This is a genomic window from Terracoccus luteus (genome assembly GCF_003635045.1).
Taxonomy (GTDB): Bacteria; Actinomycetota; Actinomycetes; order Actinomycetales; family Dermatophilaceae; genus Terracoccus; species Terracoccus luteus.
Map to the genome: position 1 here is coordinate 2,877,287 of NZ_RBXT01000001.1, position 17,467 is coordinate 2,894,753.

General features: G+C 71.3%; 15 protein-coding genes. 10 read left to right on the forward strand and 5 right to left on the reverse strand.

All coding sequences use genetic code 11. The features are described from left to right. Window positions 1-8: 8 nt before the first annotated feature. Window positions 9-494, reverse strand: a complete 486-nt coding sequence (locus tag DFJ68_RS13095; RefSeq protein ID WP_245963641.1) for a nucleoside deaminase — start codon at window positions 492-494, stop codon at window positions 9-11. Between the two features lie 17 nt (window positions 495-511). Here DFJ68_RS13095 and upp point away from each other — a divergent pair, with 17 nt between their 5' ends. Continuing rightward, complete coding sequence (upp, locus tag DFJ68_RS13100) at window positions 512-1,150, forward strand: uracil phosphoribosyltransferase (protein ID WP_121033856.1); 639 nt, start codon at window positions 512-514, stop codon at window positions 1,148-1,150. A gap of 10 nt (window positions 1,151-1,160) precedes the next feature. Here the strand turns inward: upp and DFJ68_RS13105 are convergent, their stop codons facing one another. Next, window positions 1,161-2,144, reverse strand: a complete 984-nt coding sequence (locus DFJ68_RS13105) for a small ribosomal subunit Rsm22 family protein (RefSeq protein WP_121035362.1) — start codon at window positions 2,142-2,144, stop codon at window positions 1,161-1,163. Between the two features lie 167 nt (window positions 2,145-2,311). Between DFJ68_RS13105 and DFJ68_RS18330 the strand changes: the two genes are divergently transcribed. From DFJ68_RS18330 to DFJ68_RS13120, 4 genes are all read left to right on the forward strand, one after another. Continuing rightward, window positions 2,312-2,479, forward strand: a complete 168-nt coding sequence (locus tag DFJ68_RS18330; protein WP_170165770.1) for a hypothetical protein — start codon at window positions 2,312-2,314, stop codon at window positions 2,477-2,479. A gap of 24 nt (window positions 2,480-2,503) precedes the next feature. Further along, complete coding sequence (locus DFJ68_RS13110; protein WP_245963642.1) at window positions 2,504-3,481, forward strand: PH domain-containing protein; 978 nt, start codon at window positions 2,504-2,506, stop codon at window positions 3,479-3,481. Window positions 3,482-3,681: 200 nt separating this feature from the next. Continuing rightward, the gene (locus DFJ68_RS13115; RefSeq protein ID WP_121033858.1) at window positions 3,682-5,187 is read left to right on the forward strand and encodes an amino acid permease; all 1,506 of its coding nucleotides are present in this window, start codon (window positions 3,682-3,684) and stop codon (window positions 5,185-5,187) included. Between the two features lie 318 nt (window positions 5,188-5,505). Then, complete coding sequence (locus DFJ68_RS13120; protein ID WP_147431581.1) at window positions 5,506-6,426, forward strand: PDDEXK family nuclease; 921 nt, start codon at window positions 5,506-5,508, stop codon at window positions 6,424-6,426. A 269-nt stretch (window positions 6,427-6,695) separates the two neighbouring features. Here DFJ68_RS13120 and pntB read toward each other — a convergent pair whose 3' ends face one another. From pntB to DFJ68_RS13135, 3 genes are all read right to left on the reverse strand, one after another. Further along, window positions 6,696-8,075 (reverse strand): Re/Si-specific NAD(P)(+) transhydrogenase subunit beta, encoded by a 1,380-nt coding sequence (pntB, locus tag DFJ68_RS13125; RefSeq protein WP_121035364.1) that lies wholly within the window; start codon window positions 8,073-8,075, stop codon window positions 6,696-6,698. 12 nt (window positions 8,076-8,087) lie between these two features. After that, a complete protein-coding gene (locus tag DFJ68_RS13130) occupies window positions 8,088-9,650 on the reverse strand; it encodes a Re/Si-specific NAD(P)(+) transhydrogenase subunit alpha (protein WP_121033862.1) in 1,563 nt (520 codons plus the stop codon). Between the two features lie 252 nt (window positions 9,651-9,902). Continuing rightward, window positions 9,903-10,856, reverse strand: coding sequence for a sugar-binding transcriptional regulator (locus tag DFJ68_RS13135; RefSeq protein ID WP_245963803.1), 954 nt, complete (start codon window positions 10,854-10,856; stop codon window positions 9,903-9,905). Between the two features lie 163 nt (window positions 10,857-11,019). Here DFJ68_RS13135 and DFJ68_RS13140 point away from each other — a divergent pair, with 163 nt between their 5' ends. From DFJ68_RS13140 to xylB, 5 genes are all read left to right on the forward strand, one after another. Beyond that, window positions 11,020-12,408 carry an ABC transporter substrate-binding protein gene (locus DFJ68_RS13140; RefSeq protein WP_245963643.1) on the forward strand — a complete coding sequence of 463 codons (1,389 nt, stop codon included), beginning with the start codon at window positions 11,020-11,022 and terminating at the stop codon, window positions 12,406-12,408. Beyond that, a complete protein-coding gene (locus tag DFJ68_RS13145) occupies window positions 12,405-13,355 on the forward strand; it encodes a carbohydrate ABC transporter permease (protein ID WP_121033868.1) in 951 nt (316 codons plus the stop codon). The genes DFJ68_RS13140 and DFJ68_RS13145 overlap by 4 nt, the downstream gene beginning before the upstream one ends. Then, complete coding sequence (locus DFJ68_RS13150) at window positions 13,352-14,251, forward strand: carbohydrate ABC transporter permease (RefSeq protein ID WP_121033870.1); 900 nt, start codon at window positions 13,352-13,354, stop codon at window positions 14,249-14,251. Before DFJ68_RS13145 ends, DFJ68_RS13150 begins: the two co-directional genes overlap by 4 nt. Beyond that, window positions 14,248-15,801: a mannitol dehydrogenase family protein gene (locus DFJ68_RS13155; protein ID WP_420823661.1), complete on the forward strand. Its 1,554-nt coding sequence runs from the start codon at window positions 14,248-14,250 to the stop codon at window positions 15,799-15,801. Before DFJ68_RS13150 ends, DFJ68_RS13155 begins: the two co-directional genes overlap by 4 nt. A gap of 225 nt (window positions 15,802-16,026) precedes the next feature. Further along, window positions 16,027-17,439, forward strand: a complete 1,413-nt coding sequence (gene xylB / locus DFJ68_RS13160; RefSeq protein WP_121033872.1) for a xylulokinase — start codon at window positions 16,027-16,029, stop codon at window positions 17,437-17,439. Window positions 17,440-17,467: the final 28 nt, after the last annotated feature.

The window sequence follows — 17,467 nt, forward strand, 5'->3', positions numbered from 1 at the left end:
AGGAGACCTTACCGGAGCCTGCGGCCGGCGAAGAAATCGCCCAGCAGGTCGGCCGACTCCCGTTCGCGGATGCCGCCGACGACCTCGACGCGGTGCAGAGACAGGGGGTCGCGGGTGAGGTCCCAGACCGAGCCGCACGCACCCGCCTTGGCGTCCCAGGCCGCGAAGACGACGCGCGAGACCCGCGCCGCCATGGCCGCGCCCGCGCACATGACGCACGGCTCGAGGGTGACGACGAGGGTGCAACCGTCGAGCCGCCACGCACCGAGCGAGGCGGCGGCGTCGCGCAGTGCGACCACCTCGGCGTGGGCCGTGGGGTCACCGAGCCGCTCGCGGGCGTTGCGGCCCCGCCCGACGACGTCGCCGTCCGCGTCGACGACGACCGCACCCACCGGGACGTCCTCGCCGGCGAGCGCCTCCTGCGCCTGGGCGAAGGCCTCCCCCAGCCATACGGCGTACGCGGTCTCGTCAGGGGTCCGGGGGCCAGGGGTCACGCGCTAAGTTTCCACCCATGGACGTCCACGTCGCAGACCACCCGCTCATCGCCCACAAGCTGACGTACCTGCGCGACAAGCGGACCGACAGCCCGACGTTCCGGCGTCTCGCCGAGGAGCTCGTCACCCTCCTCGCCTACGAGGCCACCCGCGAGGTGCGCGTCGAGCCCATCGAGATCGAGACGCCCGTCGCCGCGACGACCGGCATCAAGCTGGCCAACCCCAAGCCGATCATCGTGCCCATCCTGCGCGCCGGCCTCGGCATGCTCGACGGCATGGTCAAGCTGCTGCCGAGCGCCGAGGTGGGCTTCCTCGGCATGGTGCGCGACGAGGACACCCTCGAGGTCACGACGTACGCCAACCGCCTGCCCGACGACCTCACCGGTCGCCAGGTCTTCATCGTCGACCCGATGCTCGCCACCGGCAACACCCTCGTCATGGCGGTCGACTACCTCGCCGGCAAGGGCGCGCGCGACATCACCGTCGTGTGCCTGCTCGCGGCGCCAGAGGGCATCGCCCACCTCGAGAGCGAGCTGGCGTCGACCGACATCCCGGTCAAGGTCGTCGTCGGCACGGTCGACGAGCGCCTCGACGAGAAGGGCTACATCGTGCCCGGGCTCGGTGACGCCGGCGACCGCCTCTACGGCGTCGTCTGACGGAAACCGTTCAGGCGAGGGGCAGCTCGTCGCCCCACGCCACGTCGCGGGCGAGCCGGTAGCGCTCCCCCGCGCGCTTGCTCACGACGTCACGGCCGGCGGATCCGTCTGGTCGGCAGAGCGTCAGCTCGACGAGCCCCTTGCGCTTCAACGGGTGTCGCAGCACGCGCCCCCGGTCCTGTTGCGGCACAGCGACATCCGGGGCGACGGCCGCCACCCACGAGAACTTCTCGTCCTCGTATGACAGGGTCCCGCCCTTGATGCGCCGGTGCTCCGCGCTGCGGTTGACGCGTGCCGCGAAGTGGCACCAGTCCGAGCCGACGAGGGGGCAGCGCGCCTCGTGGGGGCACGGGCCGAGCAGCGACCAGCCGGAGGCGAGCAGCCGGCCCCGCGCGTCGAGCACCCGCCGGTACCCGTCCGGCGTACCCGGCTCCACGACGACGACCACCCGCCCCCGCGCCATGGCGTCGTCGACGAGGCGTTCCTGCTGGATGCCGGTCAGCTCGCTGAGCACGTACGAGACGGTCACGAGGTCGGCGCCGTCCGCCGGCCACGCCCCGGCGAGGGCCCGGTCGAAGCGTGCCCGTCCGAGGGCGCCCGGGGCACCGGCAACGAGCCGGCGGCCCAGGGCGAGCGCCGGCTCGACCTGGTCGAGCACGGTGACCGACTCGAGGTCGCCCCAGACCTCGGCGGCCGCCCAGGCCGCGGCACCGGTGCCGCCCCCGAGGTCGAGCACCGACCGGGGCGTCGCCGTCTCCGGCAGGTGCTGGGCCACGTCGCGCAGGACCCGTCGCAGCGCGGCGTGCGTGGCCGGCATCCGGTAGGCCGCGTAGGCGGCGACCTGGGTCGCGGTGGTGAGGATGGGCGACCCGGCCGGGCGCACGTCGCGGTACCGGGCCACGAGCGCGGCCGTGGCGTCGGCCAGCTCGCGGGAGGGGACCGCCGCCAGCGCGGCGTCGAGGGCCGAACGCAGACCGTCCGGCGGGGTCGTCATGGCGCCGACGATACCGACGCGGGCCGCGCGCACGAGGCGGGCGGGCGGCATCCGGTCGACACACCCATCGCCCTGTCGAGTCACAGGCGCCACGTGCGGCACACTGTCACCATCGCTGTGCCCTGGGACCGTCCTGCGCAGCCCGACACCGGAGGAGCCCGAGACCGATGGCCAAAGCCCGCAAGGTCATCCTCATCATCGTGCTCGTGTTCTTCGTGTACGCCGTGTTCCAGTCGCCGACCAAGGCCGCCGACATCGTCATGAACATCTGGGGCGTCATCGTCGACGGGTTCGACGCGATCATCGTCTTCTTCAACTCGCTGCTCAACCGCTGAGCGGTCGCGGCGTGACGGGCTGACGTGGCGGGCAGGCGGCAGGCCGACGAGGTCCCGGCCGGGCTGGGGCCGATCCTGCTGCCCGGTGAGAACCTCGTCGTCGCCGTGCACATGCACTGGGCGAAGCTGACCGAGCCCGTGCTGTCGACGGTGGCCGCCCTCGTCGTCGCCCTCGTCGTCGACGCCAACGTCACGCAGTCGACCCAGGTCATCGGCACCGTGTTCTGGTGGGGCTTCCTCGCCGTCGTCGTGCGGCTGCTCTGGGTGCTGACCGACTGGTACCACAACTGGTTCGTCGCCACCGACAAGCGGCTGCTGCTGCGCTACGGCCTCATCACGCACAAGGTCGCGATGATGCCGCTGTCGAAGGTCACCGACATGAGCTACGAGCGCAGCATCGTCGGCCAGCTGGTCGGGTTCGGCCGCTTCGTCATGGAGAGCGCCGGCCAGGACCAGGCCCTGCGCGTCGTCAACTGGGTGCCCGACCCCGACCGCACCTACCGGCTCATCTGCGCCGAGATCTTCCACATCGTGCCGCCGCCCCTCGACCTGGCCGACGACGTCGATGACCTCGACGACCGTGACGTCGTGGCGCCGCCGCGACGTGGTCGGGGTGAAGACGACGGCCGGCGTGGCCGGCGCGGGGGCGACGCCGGGCCCGACGGCGGCGACGGTGACGACGACGGTGTGGATGCCGGGTGGCGCGGTGACGCGTCCCCCTCGCGGCCCGCCACCGGGCCCGTGTCACGACCGACGGCGTCCGCCCCGTACGCCGAGCACCGCGACCCGCTCGCGGACGCCTGGCACGACGAGCAGCCCGGGTACCCCGACGTACCGCCCGTCCACAACCCGCTGCAGGACCGCCTCGACTCGTACTCGCGCGCCGTGCCGGTGCAGCGGCGCGAGGAGGGCGAGTCCATCTACGAGAGCGAGGACCTTCGCCGCCGCCGGCGCGGGGCCGACACCGGACCGCTGCCGATCACCGAGCGCGACCAGTGGTGAACCCCGCCCGTCGCTGACGGCGCGACGGCGCGGGACGAGGACGCCCGGCATCCGGCCGAACTCGGGGACGCAGGGCGACGGCACGGCCGCGACCACCACACGGCGACACGGCGTTTCATGACACGGACCCTGACGCCGCGGCGGCCCCGGGTCTAGGTTGTGGGAATCGTCCCGTGACCGACCAGCCGCCGGAGGTTCGTATGAGCATCTTCCGCACGAAGTCGATCGAGGCCTCGATGGCCTCGGCCGACGACTCCGAACACCAGCTCAAGAAGAACCTGAGCGCCCTCGACCTGACGGTGTTCGGCATCGGCGTCATCATCGGCGCCGGCATCTTCACCCTCACCGGCCGTGCCGCCCAGCAGTACGCCGGGCCGTCGATCGCCCTGTCCTTCGTCCTCGGCGCGGTCGTCTGTGGCCTCGCGGCGCTCTGCTACGCCGAGTTCGCCTCGACCGTGCCCATCTCGGGGTCGGCGTACACGTTCTCGTACGCCACGCTCGGCGAGATCATCGCGTGGATCATCGGCTGGGACCTGCTGCTCGAGCTCATGCTCGGCGCCTCCGTGGTGGCGCAGGGGTGGTCGCAGTACTTCGTCACGCTGCTCGGCCAGCTGGGGGTCACGTGGCCGTCGGGCGTCGCGCCGGGCTCGGTGTTCGACCTGCCCGCCTTCGTGCTCGTCGTCGTGCTGACGCTGCTCATCGCCAAGGGCATCAAGGAGTCGATGCGCGTCAACCTCGTGCTCGTCGCCGTCAAGCTCTTCATCGTCCTGTTCGTCATCTTCGCCGGCATCGGCTTCATCAACCGTGACAACTGGACCCCGTTCATCCCGCCGTCGGAGCCCGGCAAGAGCACCTCGGGCCTGACCACGCCCCTGCTGCAGGCCATCACCGGCATGGAGCCTGTCACCTTCGGCATCCTCGGCATCATGTCGGGTGCGGCGGTCGTCTTCTTCGCCTACATCGGCTTCGACGTCGTGGCCACCACGGCGGAGGAGGCCAAGAACCCGCAGCGTGACCTGCCCCGCGGCATCCTCGGGTCGCTGGCGATCTGCACGGTGCTCTACGTCGCCGTCACCCTCGTGCTGACGGGCATGCAGAAGTACACCGAGATCGACCCCGACGCCGCGCTCGCCTCCGCCTTCACCGCGGTGGGCAAGGACGGCTACGCCACCCTCATCTCCGCGGGCGCCGTCGCCGGTCTGACGACCGTCGTCATGACGCTCATGATCGGCGCGACCCGCGTCACGTTCGCCATGAGCCGTGACCACCTGCTCCCGGAGAAGCTCGGTCGCACCAGCCCCACGACCGGCACACCGGTGCGGCTGACCCTCATCATCGGTGGCGTCGTCGCCCTCATCGCCGCCTTCACGCCGATCGGCAAGCTGGAGGAGATGGTCAACATCGGCACGCTGACCGCCTTCCTGCTCGTCTCGCTCGCCATCCCGATCCTGCGCAAGCGTCGCCCCGACCTCAAGCGGGCGTTCAAGGTGCCGGGCAGCCCGTTCATCCCGTACCTGTCGGCGCTGATGTGCTTCTACCTGATCCTCAACCTGTCGGTCGAGACGTGGATCCGCTTCGTCGTCTGGATGGCGCTCGGCTTCCTCATCTACTTCGCCTACTCGCGCAAGCACAGCAAGCTCGAGAACGGCGAGGACCAGGCCGGACCCGGACCCCAGGGGTCGCCCGAGGTCATGTCCGAGCGCTGAGCCGGCCACCCGGCATCCGCGCCACCGCCTGAATCCCGCACCACCCGAACGCGTCGGCCCACGAGGGCCGGCGCGTTCGGCGTGAGAGGCTCTCCTCCCGCCGCAGGCCCGCACCAGGTCTTCGCCCGCCGGACTGCTGCCTCGAACGAACCGTTCGGGGTCGAACTCACGGTTGGCCCTCCAACTCGTTGGTGCACCGAAGCGTTCGGCACCCTGCACCGCGTTCGGCCTCGAACGGTTCGTTCGGCGAGGTAGCCCCGGACCCGTTGTCCACAGGGCCTCGGCGCGAGACGCCCGATGCGGTCCACCATGGGCGTCATGGACCTGGCGCTCATCGCTCGCGACGGCGTCTTCGCAGCCGCCAAGGCGCGCGCCTTCGGCATCGACAGCTCGTCGCTGCGCCGCGCCGTGGCCGCCGGGCAGGCTTTCCCGCTGTGCCGCGGCTGGTACTCCACCCGGGCGCCCACGACACCACGCGACCACCACCTTCTGCGCACGACGGCACTCCTGCAGGAGTACGGCGGCCACGTCGTCGCGTCCCACGGCTCGGCCGTCATCCGGCTCGGGCTGCCCGACGTCGCGCTGGACCTCGGCACGGTCCAGCTCATGTGGAGGGGCGACAAGCCTGACTTCCGCTCCTACAGCCGCGTCCACGTTCACGAGGAGGTCGCCAACCCTCGGCTTACCGCCTGGGTCACGACCGTCCACCCGGCCCTGGCCGTGGTCCAGGTCGGGCTCCGTGACGTGCGCTCGATGCTCGTCGCCGGCGACGCCGCCCTGCGCTTGAGAATGGTGGATGCCGGCCAGCTGACCGCCGCCGTCGACGCCCTCCGCGGGCAGCGGGGTCTCACGCGGGCCCGGGCAGCGGCCGGATGGTTCGACGCTCGGCACCAGTCCCCCGGCGAGACACTGACCGCCTTTGTGCTGCGAGGGCTGGGCTACTCGTTCACGCCGCAGTTCGAGCCGGGCACCCAGGGCAAGAACGGCGGCCCGGAGCAGACCGACTTCGTCATCGACGGCACCCGGGTGCTGGTGGAGTTCGACGGTCGCTCGAAGTACTCCGCGGCATCCGAGGATGACGCGCAGCGGCTCCTGTTCGCCGAGAAGCGTCGGGAGGACCGCATCCGCGACCTCGGGTACGAGATGGTGCGGGTGACCTGGGCCGAGGTACACCAGCCCGAACGGGTCAGGGCCAAGGTCGAGAAGGCCCTGACCCGGTGGAGGTCCCGGGCCGTCTGACCGCCTCCGGGTGGCGTCGAGGGGCCTGCAAGCCCTGCGACCCGGTCGAACCAATCGTTCGAGGTCCAACCACAGCCAAACCGCCGAACTCACCGGTGCACCGGCGAGTTCGAGACCCGGCACCCAGTTCGACCTCGAACGGTTCGTTCGGCGAAGCTGGGGCGGGTGATGCTGGGGCGGGGTGCTCCGGCGGCTCGAGTCCGGCCGCGACCTCGGCTCGTCAGCCCCGGCACCGGGACCCGTGAGTCCCGCGTCCGGGCCGCCGTGCGTCAGAGGGCGCGGATGATGTCCTCGACCCGCTCCTTGGCGTCGCCGAAGAGCATGGCGCTGTTGTCACGGAAGAAGAGCGGGTTCTGCACCCCGGCGTACCCGGCGTTCATCGACCGCTTGAAGACGACGACGTCGCGGGCGTTCCAGACCTGGAGCACCGGCATGCCGGCGATGGGCGAGGTCGGGTCCTCGGCGGCGGCCGGGTTGACGGTGTCGTTGGCGCCGATGACGAGCACGACGTCGGTCGAGGCGAGGTCGTCGTTGATCTCGTCCATCTCGAGCACGATGTCGTACGGCACCTTGGCCTCGGCGAGCAGCACGTTCATGTGCCCCGGCAGGCGGCCGGCGACGGGGTGGATCCCGAAGCGGACGTCGATGCCCCGCTCACGCAGCTTGGCCGTGAGGTCGGCGACGGGGTACTGCGCCTGCGCGACGGCCATGCCGTAGCCCGGCGTGATGACGACCGAGGAGGCGTCCTTGAGCAGGTCGGCGACCTCGACGGCACTGGTCTCGCGGTGCTCGCCGTAGTCGACGTCGGAGTCGGACACCGCGCCGTCGGAGCCGAACCCGCCCGCGATGACCGAGACGAACGAGCGGTTCATCGCCTTGCACATGATGTACGAGAGGTAGGCGCCCGAGCTGCCGACGAGCGCGCCGGTGACGATGAGCAGGTCGTTGCCGAGCATGAAGCCCGCCGCGGCCGCGGCCCAGCCGGAGTAGCTGTTGAGCATCGACACGACGACCGGCATGTCGCCGCCGCCGATGGAGGCGACGAGGTGCCACCCGAAGGCGAGCGCGACGAGCAGCATGAGCAGCAGCGGCACGATCGACGGCGTGGCCACGAACCACACGAGCAGCGCGGCCGAGACGACGAGCGCCGCCAGGTTGAGCAGGTGGCGACGGGGCAGCATGAGCGGTGTGCTCGGCATCCGGGCCGACAGCTTGAGGAAGGCGACGATCGAGCCGGTCAGCGTGACGGCACCGATGAAGACGCCGAGGAAGATCTCGACCGAGTGCACCCCGTCGATCCCCTCGGGCGTCTCGAGGTAGGTGTTGACGCCGACGAGCACGGCCGCGGCACCGACGAAGGAGTGCAGTAGCGCGATGAGCTCGGGCATGCCCGTCATCTCGACGCGGCGCGCACGCCAGATGCCGACGGCCGCACCGATCGCGATGGCCACGACGACGGCGACGACGTTGCCCCAGAACGCATCCCGCAGGGACAGGTAGAGCGTGGCGACGAGGGCAAGGCCCATGCCGATCATGCCGAAGACGTTGCCCTCGCGCGCCGTCTCGTGCTTCGACAGACCTGCGAGGGAGAGGATGAAGAGCAGGGCCGCGACGACGTACGCGCCCTGCGCCAGCGAGGTGGCGCCGATGGTGTGCACGGTTCAGCCCTTCCGGAACATCGTGAGCATGCGGCGAGTGACGGTGAAGCCACCGAAGATGTTGATGCTCGCCACGAGCGTCGCGACGAACGACAGCACGATGATGACGATCTGCGACACGGGCGACGTCTGCGCGGTCCCGAGCTGCAGCAGCGCCCCGACGACGATGATGCCGCTGATCGCGTTGGTCACCGACATGAGCGGCGTGTGCAGCGCGTGGTGCACGTGCCCGATGACGTAGTAGCCGATGACGACGGCGAGCACGAACACCGTGAAGTGGCCGAGGAACTCGGGCGGCGACGCCCACGCGACGAGCCCGAACAGCACCGCCCCGAGCGCCATCAGCGCGTAGCGCCGTCGTGGGTCGGGTGGCCGCTTCTCGGGCGCGGCTACCGGTGCGGATGCCGTGGCGGCCGGCTTCGCGGCTGCGCTCACCTGGATCGCGGGCGGGGGCCAGAGCAGCTCGCCGTCGCGGGTGACGGTCATGCCGCGCTGGACGACGTCGTCGAGGTCGAGCACGAGCTGCCCGTCCTTGCCGGGCGTCAGCAGCTTCATGAGGTTGACGAGGTTGGTGCCGTACAGCTGTGACGCCTGGGTGGGCAGCCGCGCCGCGAGGTCGGTGTAGCCGATGATGGTCACGCCGTTGTCGGTGACGACGCGCTCGTCGGCCACCGCGCCCTCGACGTTGCCGCCGTTGCTCGCGGCCATGTCGACGATGACCGACCCGGGCTTCATCGTGGCCACCATCTCGGCCGTGATGAGGCGCGGGGCCGGGCGGCCGGGGATCAACGCCGTCGTGACGACGATGTCCACGCTCGGCAGCTGCTCGGCGTAGAGCTCGGCCGCGCGTCGGTTGTAGTCCTCGCCCATCTCCTTGGCGTAACCGTCGCCGGGGCCGTGCGCCGGGTCGGCCTCCGGCAGGCGGACGGCGAGGAACTCCGCCCCCATGGACTCGACCTGCTCGGCCACCTCGGCCCGGGCGTCGGTCGCGAGCACGACGGCGCCGAGCGACCGGGCCGTCCCGATCGCCGCGAGGCCCGCGACACCGGCCCCGGCGACGAGCACCCGCGCCGGCGGCACCTTGCCGGCGGCCGTGACCTGGCCGGTGAAGAACGACCCGAACTCGTGGGCGGCCTCGACGACGGCGCGGTAGCCGGCGATGTTCGCCATCGAGCTGAGCACGTCGAGGGACTGGGCCCGGCTGATGCGCGGCACGGCGTCCATCGCGAGGGCGGTGACACCCGCCGTCTGCATCCGCGCGACGAGCTCGGGGTCGAGCGCCGGCGCCATGAGGCTGACGAGCACCGTGCCGGGGCGCAGCCGGCGCATCTCGAACTCGTCGGGGGCGTTGACCTTGTGCACGACGTCGCTGCCCCACACCTCGTCGGAGGGGGCGACGCGCGCGCCCGCCGCCGTGTACGCCGCGTCGTCGAAGGTCGCGGCCAGCCCGGCCCCCGACTCGATGACGACGTCGTAGCCGAGCGCGACGAGCTGTCCGACGGTCTTGGGCGTCGCCGCCACCCGGGTCTCGCGGGCTCGGCTCTCGCGGGGGACGCCGATCTGCACGGCTCGCTCCTTCGGCTGGGGGCACTTGGCACCTGAACCTAGGCCACCGGATGCCGCTCAGCGCGGTGACGAGGCCCCCGCCGTCCGATTCGTGACCCACGCCTTGGCGCCGTCTCACGCACTGGGACCGCCGTCTCACCCCCACCGTCGAGAGGCCACGTCGCGTCACCCACGCCGTCACGAACTGGCCACTCGACGTGGTGCACCCCGTCGGGAAGTGGCCTCTCGACGGGTCAGGTGGTGGGGGGGGCGTCAGTCGGCGAGGTCGAGCAGGGCGTCGGCGTGCTCGGTGTCGACGACGAGGGCGTTGACGAGGCCGCCGCGCACGGCCGCGGCCACGGCCGCCGCTTTGGGGCGTCCCGAGACCACCCCGATCACTTCGGGGATGGCGCGCAGCTCGTCGGCCCCGATGGTGACGATGCGGTCGGCGAGAGGCGGGTCGACGAGCCGGCCCTCGGCGTCGAAGCAGCGGCCGCCGGTCTCCCCCACGACGCCGAACTCGAGCGCCTCACGCCGTTCGGCCGGGGTGGCGGCGTCGTACACGGTCGACAGGCCGTCGGCCCAGGCCCCGATGCCCATGACGGCGTGCGTGATGCGGCGGGCCTCGGCGAGACCGCGGGCGACCTTTCCGTCGCGGCGCAGGGTGCTGGCGGTGACGACGTCGTCGGTCATGAGCGGGGCGTGGAAGATCGACGAGGAGCCGCCGGTGAGCCGAGCGGCCCGGCGCACGATGTCGACGGCGCTGCTGTCGACCCCCGGGATCTCCATCGCGCCCGTCATCTGCACGACGTCGACGGGGGGCAGGCCGGTGAGGGCGTGGCTCATGATGTCGATGGTGCGGGCCCACGGCAGCCCGAGGACATCGTCGCGGGTCAGCACCTCGCGCAGTAGTCGGGCGGTGGCGTCGCCGAGGTGCACCGCGAGCGCGTGCGGGTCGAGGGCCGCGCCGTCGACGACGACGCTGTGGCGCAGCGAGTAGGCCTCCTGCAGCCGGGCGGACCGGTCGAGGTCGACCTCGCCGTCGGCGACGATCTCGATGCGCACCATGCCGCTGTCGCGGGCGAAGTCGAGCAGGCGGGCGACCTTGAAACGACTGACGTTCAGCTCGTCGGCGATCTCCACCTTGGAGCGGCCCTGCAGGTAGTGACGGCGCGCGACCGTGGCGGCGAGCACGAGCTCGGCCGGGCCGCGGCCCTCTCTCGTCATCTCGCTCACCCCCGCAGTGTCTCGCGTCGCCGTGCACTCCGGGCGCGGCCCCCGAAATCCGGCGCCGAGGGCCGGAGGGGTGGTTGACAACCCGTGACGTGAGTCACTTTACTCATATGTGCAAGGTGGCGCTCATATGAGCGGACTCGACGAGGAGGACGGCGTGCGACGCAGCAGACACGGGACCCGGGGCCGGGCGACGAGGGTGGGCGCCATCGCCCTGACCGGAGGGCTGGTGGCGAGCCTGTCGGCCTGCGCCGGCTGGGGCGGCGGAGGCCTCGGCGGTGGCGGGGCCGACAGCATCAACGTGCTCATGGTCAACAACCCGCAGATGGTCGACCTGCAGCAGCTGACAGCCGACAACTTCACCGCCAGGACCGGCATCAACGTCAACTTCACGGTGCTGCCCGAGAACGACGTGCGTGACAAGATCAGCCAGGAGTTCTCGAGCCAGGCGGGCCAGTACGACGTCGCGACGGTGAGCAACTTCGAGATCCCGATCTACGCGCGCGCAGGCTGGCTCAGCCCGCTCGACGGGTTCCTCGCCAAGGACGCCGCCTTCGACCAGGCCGACATCCTCAAGCCGATGCAGGTCTCGCTCAGCGCCGACGGCAAGGTCTACGGCGAGCCGTTCTACGGCGAGAGCTCGTTCCTCATGTACCGCAAGGACGTCCTCGCGGCGAAGGGCATCACGATGCCCGAGAAGCCGACGTGGCCGCAGGTGGCGGACATCGCGGCGAAGGTCGACGGGGCCGAGCCCGGCATGAAGGGCATCTGCCTGCGTGGACAGCCCGGCTGGGGCCAGATCTTCGCCCCGCTGACGACGGTCGTGAACACCTTCGGCGGCACGTGGTTCGAGAAGGACTGGACGCCGGGCGTCAGCTCACCCGCCTTCAAGAAGGCCGTCAACTTCTACGTCGACCTCGTGCGCGCCCACGGTGAGAACGGCGCACCGCAGGCCGGCTTCACCGAGTGCCTCAACAACCTCACCCAGGGCTCGGTGGCCATGTGGTACGACGCCACGTCGGCCGCCGGCTCCCTCGAGGCCGACGGCTCGCCCGTCAAGGGCAAGCTCGGCTACGCCCCCGCCCCCGTCGTCGAGACGGCGAGCTCGGGCTGGCTCTACGCGTGGTCGTGGGGCATCCAGGCCGCGAGCACGAAGCAGGAGAACGCCTGGAAGTTCGTCTCGTGGGCCTCGAGCAAGGAGTACGAGCAGCTCGTCGGCGAGAAGCTCGGCTGGTCGCGCGTCCCCGCCGGCAAGCGGGCCTCGACCTACGAGAACGCCGACTACGTCAAGGCTGCGGAGGCCTTCGCCGCGCCGACCAAGGCCGCGATCGAGGCGGCCGACCCCGCGAACCCTGGCGTGCAGCCCCGCCCGGCGATCGGCATCCAGTTCGTCGACATCCCCGAGTTCCCCGACCTCGGGACCCAGGTGAGCCAGGACGTCAGCGCCGCGATCGCCGGCAAGACCACCGTCGACGAGGCGCTCGACAAGGGACAACAGCTCGCCGAGGACGTCGCCGAGCGCTACCGCACCCGGGAGGGACAGTGAGCACCGCCACCGAGACCCGCGAGCCCGCCACACCGGCATCCCCCTCGCCGGGGCGCTCGACCCAGCTGGCGAAGGCGGGTGACTGGGCCCGCCGCGCACCGCTGCTGCCCGCACTGATCTTCGTCATCCTCATGACGCAGCTGCCGTTCCTGGCCACGCTCGTCATCTCGTTCATGAACTGGAACGCCTACTACCCCAACGAGCGCGGCTTCGCCGGCTTCGACAACTTCCGCCGCGTCTTCACCGACGTCAACGCCCGGCAGGCCGTCATCGTCACGATCCTGCTCACCGTCGCCGTCGTGCTCATCAGCCTCGTCCTCGGGCTCGGCATCGCGATGCTGCTCGACCGCAAGTTCCGCGGGCGGGGCGTCGTGCGCACCCTGATGATCACGCCGTTCCTCATCGTCCCCGTCGCCGCGGCACTGCTGTGGAAGCACGCGCTCTACAACCCGGAGTACGGCCTCTTCAACGGCCTGCTCAAGTTCGTCTTCGGCGAGAACGCCCCGCAGCCCGACTGGATCACGAACAACCCGCTGTGGGCGATCATCGCGTCCCTCGTGTGGCAGTGGACGCCGTTCATGATGCTCATCCTGCTCGCCGGTCTGCAGAGCCGCCCGCTCGACGTCGTCGAGGCCGCGCGCATCGACGGTGCGAGCAGCTGGCAGATCTTCCGCAGCATGACGCTGCCGCACCTGCGCCAGTACATCGAGCTGTCAGGGCTGCTCGGCGCCATCTACGTGGTGCAGAACTTCGACGCCGTCTTCACGATCACCTCGGGCGGGCTCGGCACGGCCAACCTGCCCTACTTCATCTACCAGACCTTCTACACCGCGCAGGACTACGGCCGGGCCTCGGCCGCCGGCGTCGTCGTCGTGATCGGCACGATCATCATCGCGACGCTCGCCCTGCGCTCCGTGTTCAGCCTGTTCAAGGAGGAGACCCGATGAGCGCCGCCACCCCGGCCCCCTCGACGACGCCGGAGCGCGTCGGCGGCCCCCAGCCCATGGAGCCGTCCGAGATCCGCCACCGCAAGCCCGCGCGCAGCGGCTCGCTGCTCAGCCTGCTCGCCTGGGTCATCGGGTTCCTCTTCGCGCTGCCCGTGCTGTGGATGATCCTCACGTCGTTCCACTCCGAGACGGATGCCGCGACGAACCCCCCGAGCGTCTTCGCGCCGCTCAGCCTCGAGGGGTACAAGTCGTTCTTCGCCGCCGGCCCCTGGCCCTCGCTGCTCAACTCGCTGACGGCCAGCGTCGTCTCAACCGCCCTCGTGCTGCTGCTCGCCTTCCCTGCGGCGTACGCGCTGTCGATCCGTCCGGTGAAGAAGTGGACCGATGTCCTCTTCTTCTTCCTCAGCACGAAGATGCTGCCGATCGTCGCCGGCATCCTGCCGCTCTACCTCTTCGCGCAGAAGGTGCACCTGCTCGACAACATCTGGTGGCTCATCCTGCTCTACACGTCGATGAACCTGCCGATCGCGATCTGGATGCTGCGCAGCTTCCTCGCCGAGGTGCCGGTCGAGATGCTCGAGGCCGCCCAGGTCGACGGCGCCAGCCTCACCCGCACCCTGCGTGACGTCATCGCCCCGGTCGTCATGCCGGGCATCGCGTCGGCGGCCCTGATCTGCTTCATCTTCAGCTGGAACGAGCTGCTGCTCGCCCGCGTGCTCACCGGCACCGTGGCCGGGACGGCGCCGGTGTTCCTCACCGGGTTCGTCACCAGCCAGGGCCTCTTCCTGGCCAAGGTCTGCGCGGCCAGCCTCATCGTGTCGCTGCCCGTGCTCGCCGCGGGCTTCGCCGCCCAGGACAAGCTCGTGCAGGGCCTGTCGATGGGGGCCGTCCGGTGACGACGACCTCCACCACGCCCCTGCGCCAGGACGCCCTCGACCACCTCGACGAGGTCGCGGTCCCCCGGTACGACCGTTCGACGGTCACCCGCGGCATCGTGCACTTCGGAGTCGGCGGCTTCCACCGCGCCCACCAGGCGATGTACCTCGACCGGCTGATGAACGACGGGAAGGCCCTCGACTGGGGCATCTGCGGCGTCGGCGTGCTGCCGCACGACCGCCGCATCGTCGAGACGCTGACCCGGCAGGACGGCCTCTACACCCTCGTCGTCAAGCACCCCGACGGCCACCGCGAGCCCCGGGTGGTCGGCAGCGTCGTCGAGGCCCTGCTCGCGCCCGACGACCCCCAGCTCGTCGTCGACCGGCTGGCCGACCCCGCCACGCGGATCGTGTCGCTGACGATCACCGAGGGCGGGTACCTCGTCAACCAGGTGACGGGTGAGTTCGACCCGAGCGACGAGAACATCCAGCACGACCTGCAGGCGGATGCCGTGCCCCGCACCGTCTTCGGCTTCGTCGTCGCCGGGCTCGCCGCCCGGCGCGCGGCGGGGACGACCCCGTTCACGGTGATGTCGTGCGACAACCTCCCGGGCAACGGCGACGTCGCGCGGGCCATGATCACCGCCTTCGCCCGCCTCAAGGACCCCGGGCTCGCCGACTGGATGGACGAGCACGTCCACTTCCCCAACTGCATGGTCGACCGCATCACCCCGGTGACCGCGCCCGACGACATCGCCCGTCTCGCAGAGGAGTTCGGGGTCGACGACGAATGGCCCGTCGTGTGCGAGCCCTTCACCCAGTGGGTGCTCGAGGACCACTTCACCGACGGCCGACCACCGTTCGAGGACGCCGGGGTGCAGCTCGTCGAGGACGTCGTGCCGTACGAGCTGATGAAGCTGCGGCTGCTCAACGCCAGCCACCAGGCCCTGACCTACCTCGGCTACCTCGCCGGCTACCGGTACGCCCACGAGGTGTGCCAGGACCCGCTCTTCGTCGACTTCCTGCTCGGCTACATGGAGCGCGAGGGCAGCCCCACGCTGCCCGAGGTGCCGGGGGTCGACCTCGACGCCTACCGCCACGAGCTCATCGCGCGCTTCGCCAACCCCGAGGTGCGCGACACCCTCGCCCGCCTCTGCGCCGAGAGCAGCGACCGCATCCCGAAGTGGCTCGTGCCCGTCATCACCCACAACCTCGAGCACGGGGGCGAGATCGAGCGGTCGGCCCTCGTCGTGGCGTCGTGGGCCCGCTACGCCGAGGGCACCGACGAGCAGGGCGAGCCCATCGAGGTCGTCGACCGGCTCAAGGAACGCGTCATGGCCGCGGCCTCCGAGCAGCACGACGACCCGCTCGCCTTCCTGCGTGACCGCGACCTCTTCGGCGACCTCGTCGACGACGAGCGCTTCACGACGGCCTACACCCGCGCGCTCGACGACCTCCACGAGCACGGTGCGCGGGCCACCCTCGAGGCCCGCGCGTCGGCGTCCTCAGGGGCCTCAGCGGCCTCTGAGTCCTCGAAGGCGTCGGATACCGGTGGGCCGGGCGAGGGGTGACGCCGCCTCTTCGCACTCCTCCGGCTCCCCCGACTCCCCCGTCGAGAGGGCACTCGGACCCGGTCGAGTGGTCACCCGCGCCGTTACGCGTCGCGGTCGCGTGACGGTTCGACATACCCTCGAGCCGACGGCGGACGCGCTCGTGCGCGGCACGCACCCGTGCCGCGCACGACAAGGCAGTCGTCCCGACCTCAGCGCCGAGCCCACCCACCAGGAGGACCCCCGATGAGCGACCGCACCCTCGTGGCCGGAGTCGACAGCTCGACCCAGTCGACGAAGATCGTCGTCTGCGACGCCGAGACCGGCGAGGTCGTGCGCACGACGCGCGCGCCGCACCCCGACGGCACCGAGGTTCACCCCGACCGGTGGTGGGAGGCCTACACCGCCGCGTCGCAGCAGGACGGTGTGCTCGACGGGGTCGAGGCCATCGCGGTCGGCGGCCAGCAGCACGGCATGGTCGCGCTCGACGAGGACGACGAGGTCGTGCGGGATGCCCTGCTGTGGAACGACACCCGTAGCGCCGACGCCGCCGCCGACCTCACCGCGGAGCTCGGTGGCGTCGGGGCCTGGGTGGATGCCGTGGGGCTGGTCCCCGTGGCCAGCTTCACCGTCACCAAGCTGCGCTGGCTGGCCGAGCACGAGCCCGAGAACGCCGCCCGGGTGGCGCGGGTGGTGCTGCCCCACGACTGGCTGACCGGGCGGATCCTGCAGCAGGGCAACGGTTTCGAGCGCTGGACCACCGACCGCGGTGACGCGTCGGGCACCGGCTACTGGTCCGCGGCCACCGACGGGTACCGCACCGACCTGCTCGAGCGGGCCTTCGGCCGGGTCGTCGAGCTGCCCGAAGTGCTGGCGCCGACCGCCGCAGCGGGGCGGACCGCCGACGGCGTGCTCGTCGCCGCGGGCACCGGCGACAACATGGGGGCGGCGCTCGGGCTGACGCTCGAGCCGGGCGACGTCGTCGTCTCCCTCGGGACGAGCGGCACCGTCTTCACCCCGCACGACAAGGCGATCCGCGACGAGAGCGGGGCCATCGCCGGCTTCGCCGACGCGACCGGCAACCATCTGCCGCTCATGTGCACGCTCAACGCGGCGCGCGTGCTCAGCGCCACGGCATCCATGATGGGCGTCGACCTCGCCACCCTCGACCGCCTCGCGCTCGAGGGTCCGGTCGGGGCGGGTGGGCTGAGCCTGCTGCCCTATCTCGACGGGGAGCGCACGCCCGACCTGCCGCACGCCACCGGCACGCTCAGCGGCCTGACCCGGTCGAACGCCACCCCCGAGAACCTCGCGCGCGCGGCCGTCGAGGGGATGCTGTGCAACCTCGTCGCGGGCGTCGACGCGTTGCGCGACAACGGGGTCCGCGTCGAGCGGGTGCTCCTCATCGGGGGCGCGGCCGCCTCGCGGGCGGTGCGCGAGATCGCCCCGGGGCTGTTCCGGGCCCCGGTCGTCGTGCCCACGCCGGCCGAGTACGTCGGTGTCGGCGCCGCCCGGCAGGCCGCGTGGGCCCTGTCGGGCGCGAGCGACGCGCCCTCGTGGTCGCTCACCCTCGACTCCGAGTACGCGGTGCCGGAGCAGGACTGCTCGGACGTCGTCGCCCGCTACGGCGCCCTGCTGCACACCGTCCACGGCCGCTGACCTCCCCGCAGAACGACGGCGCCCTCCC

Bases quoted from the DNA above. Each gene is read 5' to 3' on its own strand.
- DFJ68_RS13120 (WP_147431581.1), top strand. From the start codon at position 5,506: ATGGACCTGGCGCTCATCGCTCGCGACGGCGTCTTCGCAGCCGCCAAG.
- DFJ68_RS13115 (WP_121033858.1), top strand. From the start codon at position 3,682: ATGAGCATCTTCCGCACGAAGTCGATCGAGGCCTCGATGGCCTCGGCC.
- xylB (WP_121033872.1), top strand. From the start codon at position 16,027: ATGAGCGACCGCACCCTCGTGGCCGGAGTCGACAGCTCGACCCAGTCG.
- DFJ68_RS13105 (WP_121035362.1), bottom strand. From the start codon at position 2,144: ATGACGACCCCGCCGGACGGTCTGCGTTCGGCCCTCGACGCCGCGCTG.
- DFJ68_RS13135 (WP_245963803.1), bottom strand. From the start codon at position 10,856: ATGACGAGAGAGGGCCGCGGCCCGGCCGAGCTCGTGCTCGCCGCCACG.
- upp (WP_121033856.1), top strand. From the start codon at position 512: ATGGACGTCCACGTCGCAGACCACCCGCTCATCGCCCACAAGCTGACG.
- DFJ68_RS13150 (WP_121033870.1), top strand. From the start codon at position 13,352: ATGAGCGCCGCCACCCCGGCCCCCTCGACGACGCCGGAGCGCGTCGGC.
- DFJ68_RS18330 (WP_170165770.1), top strand. From the start codon at position 2,312: ATGGCCAAAGCCCGCAAGGTCATCCTCATCATCGTGCTCGTGTTCTTC.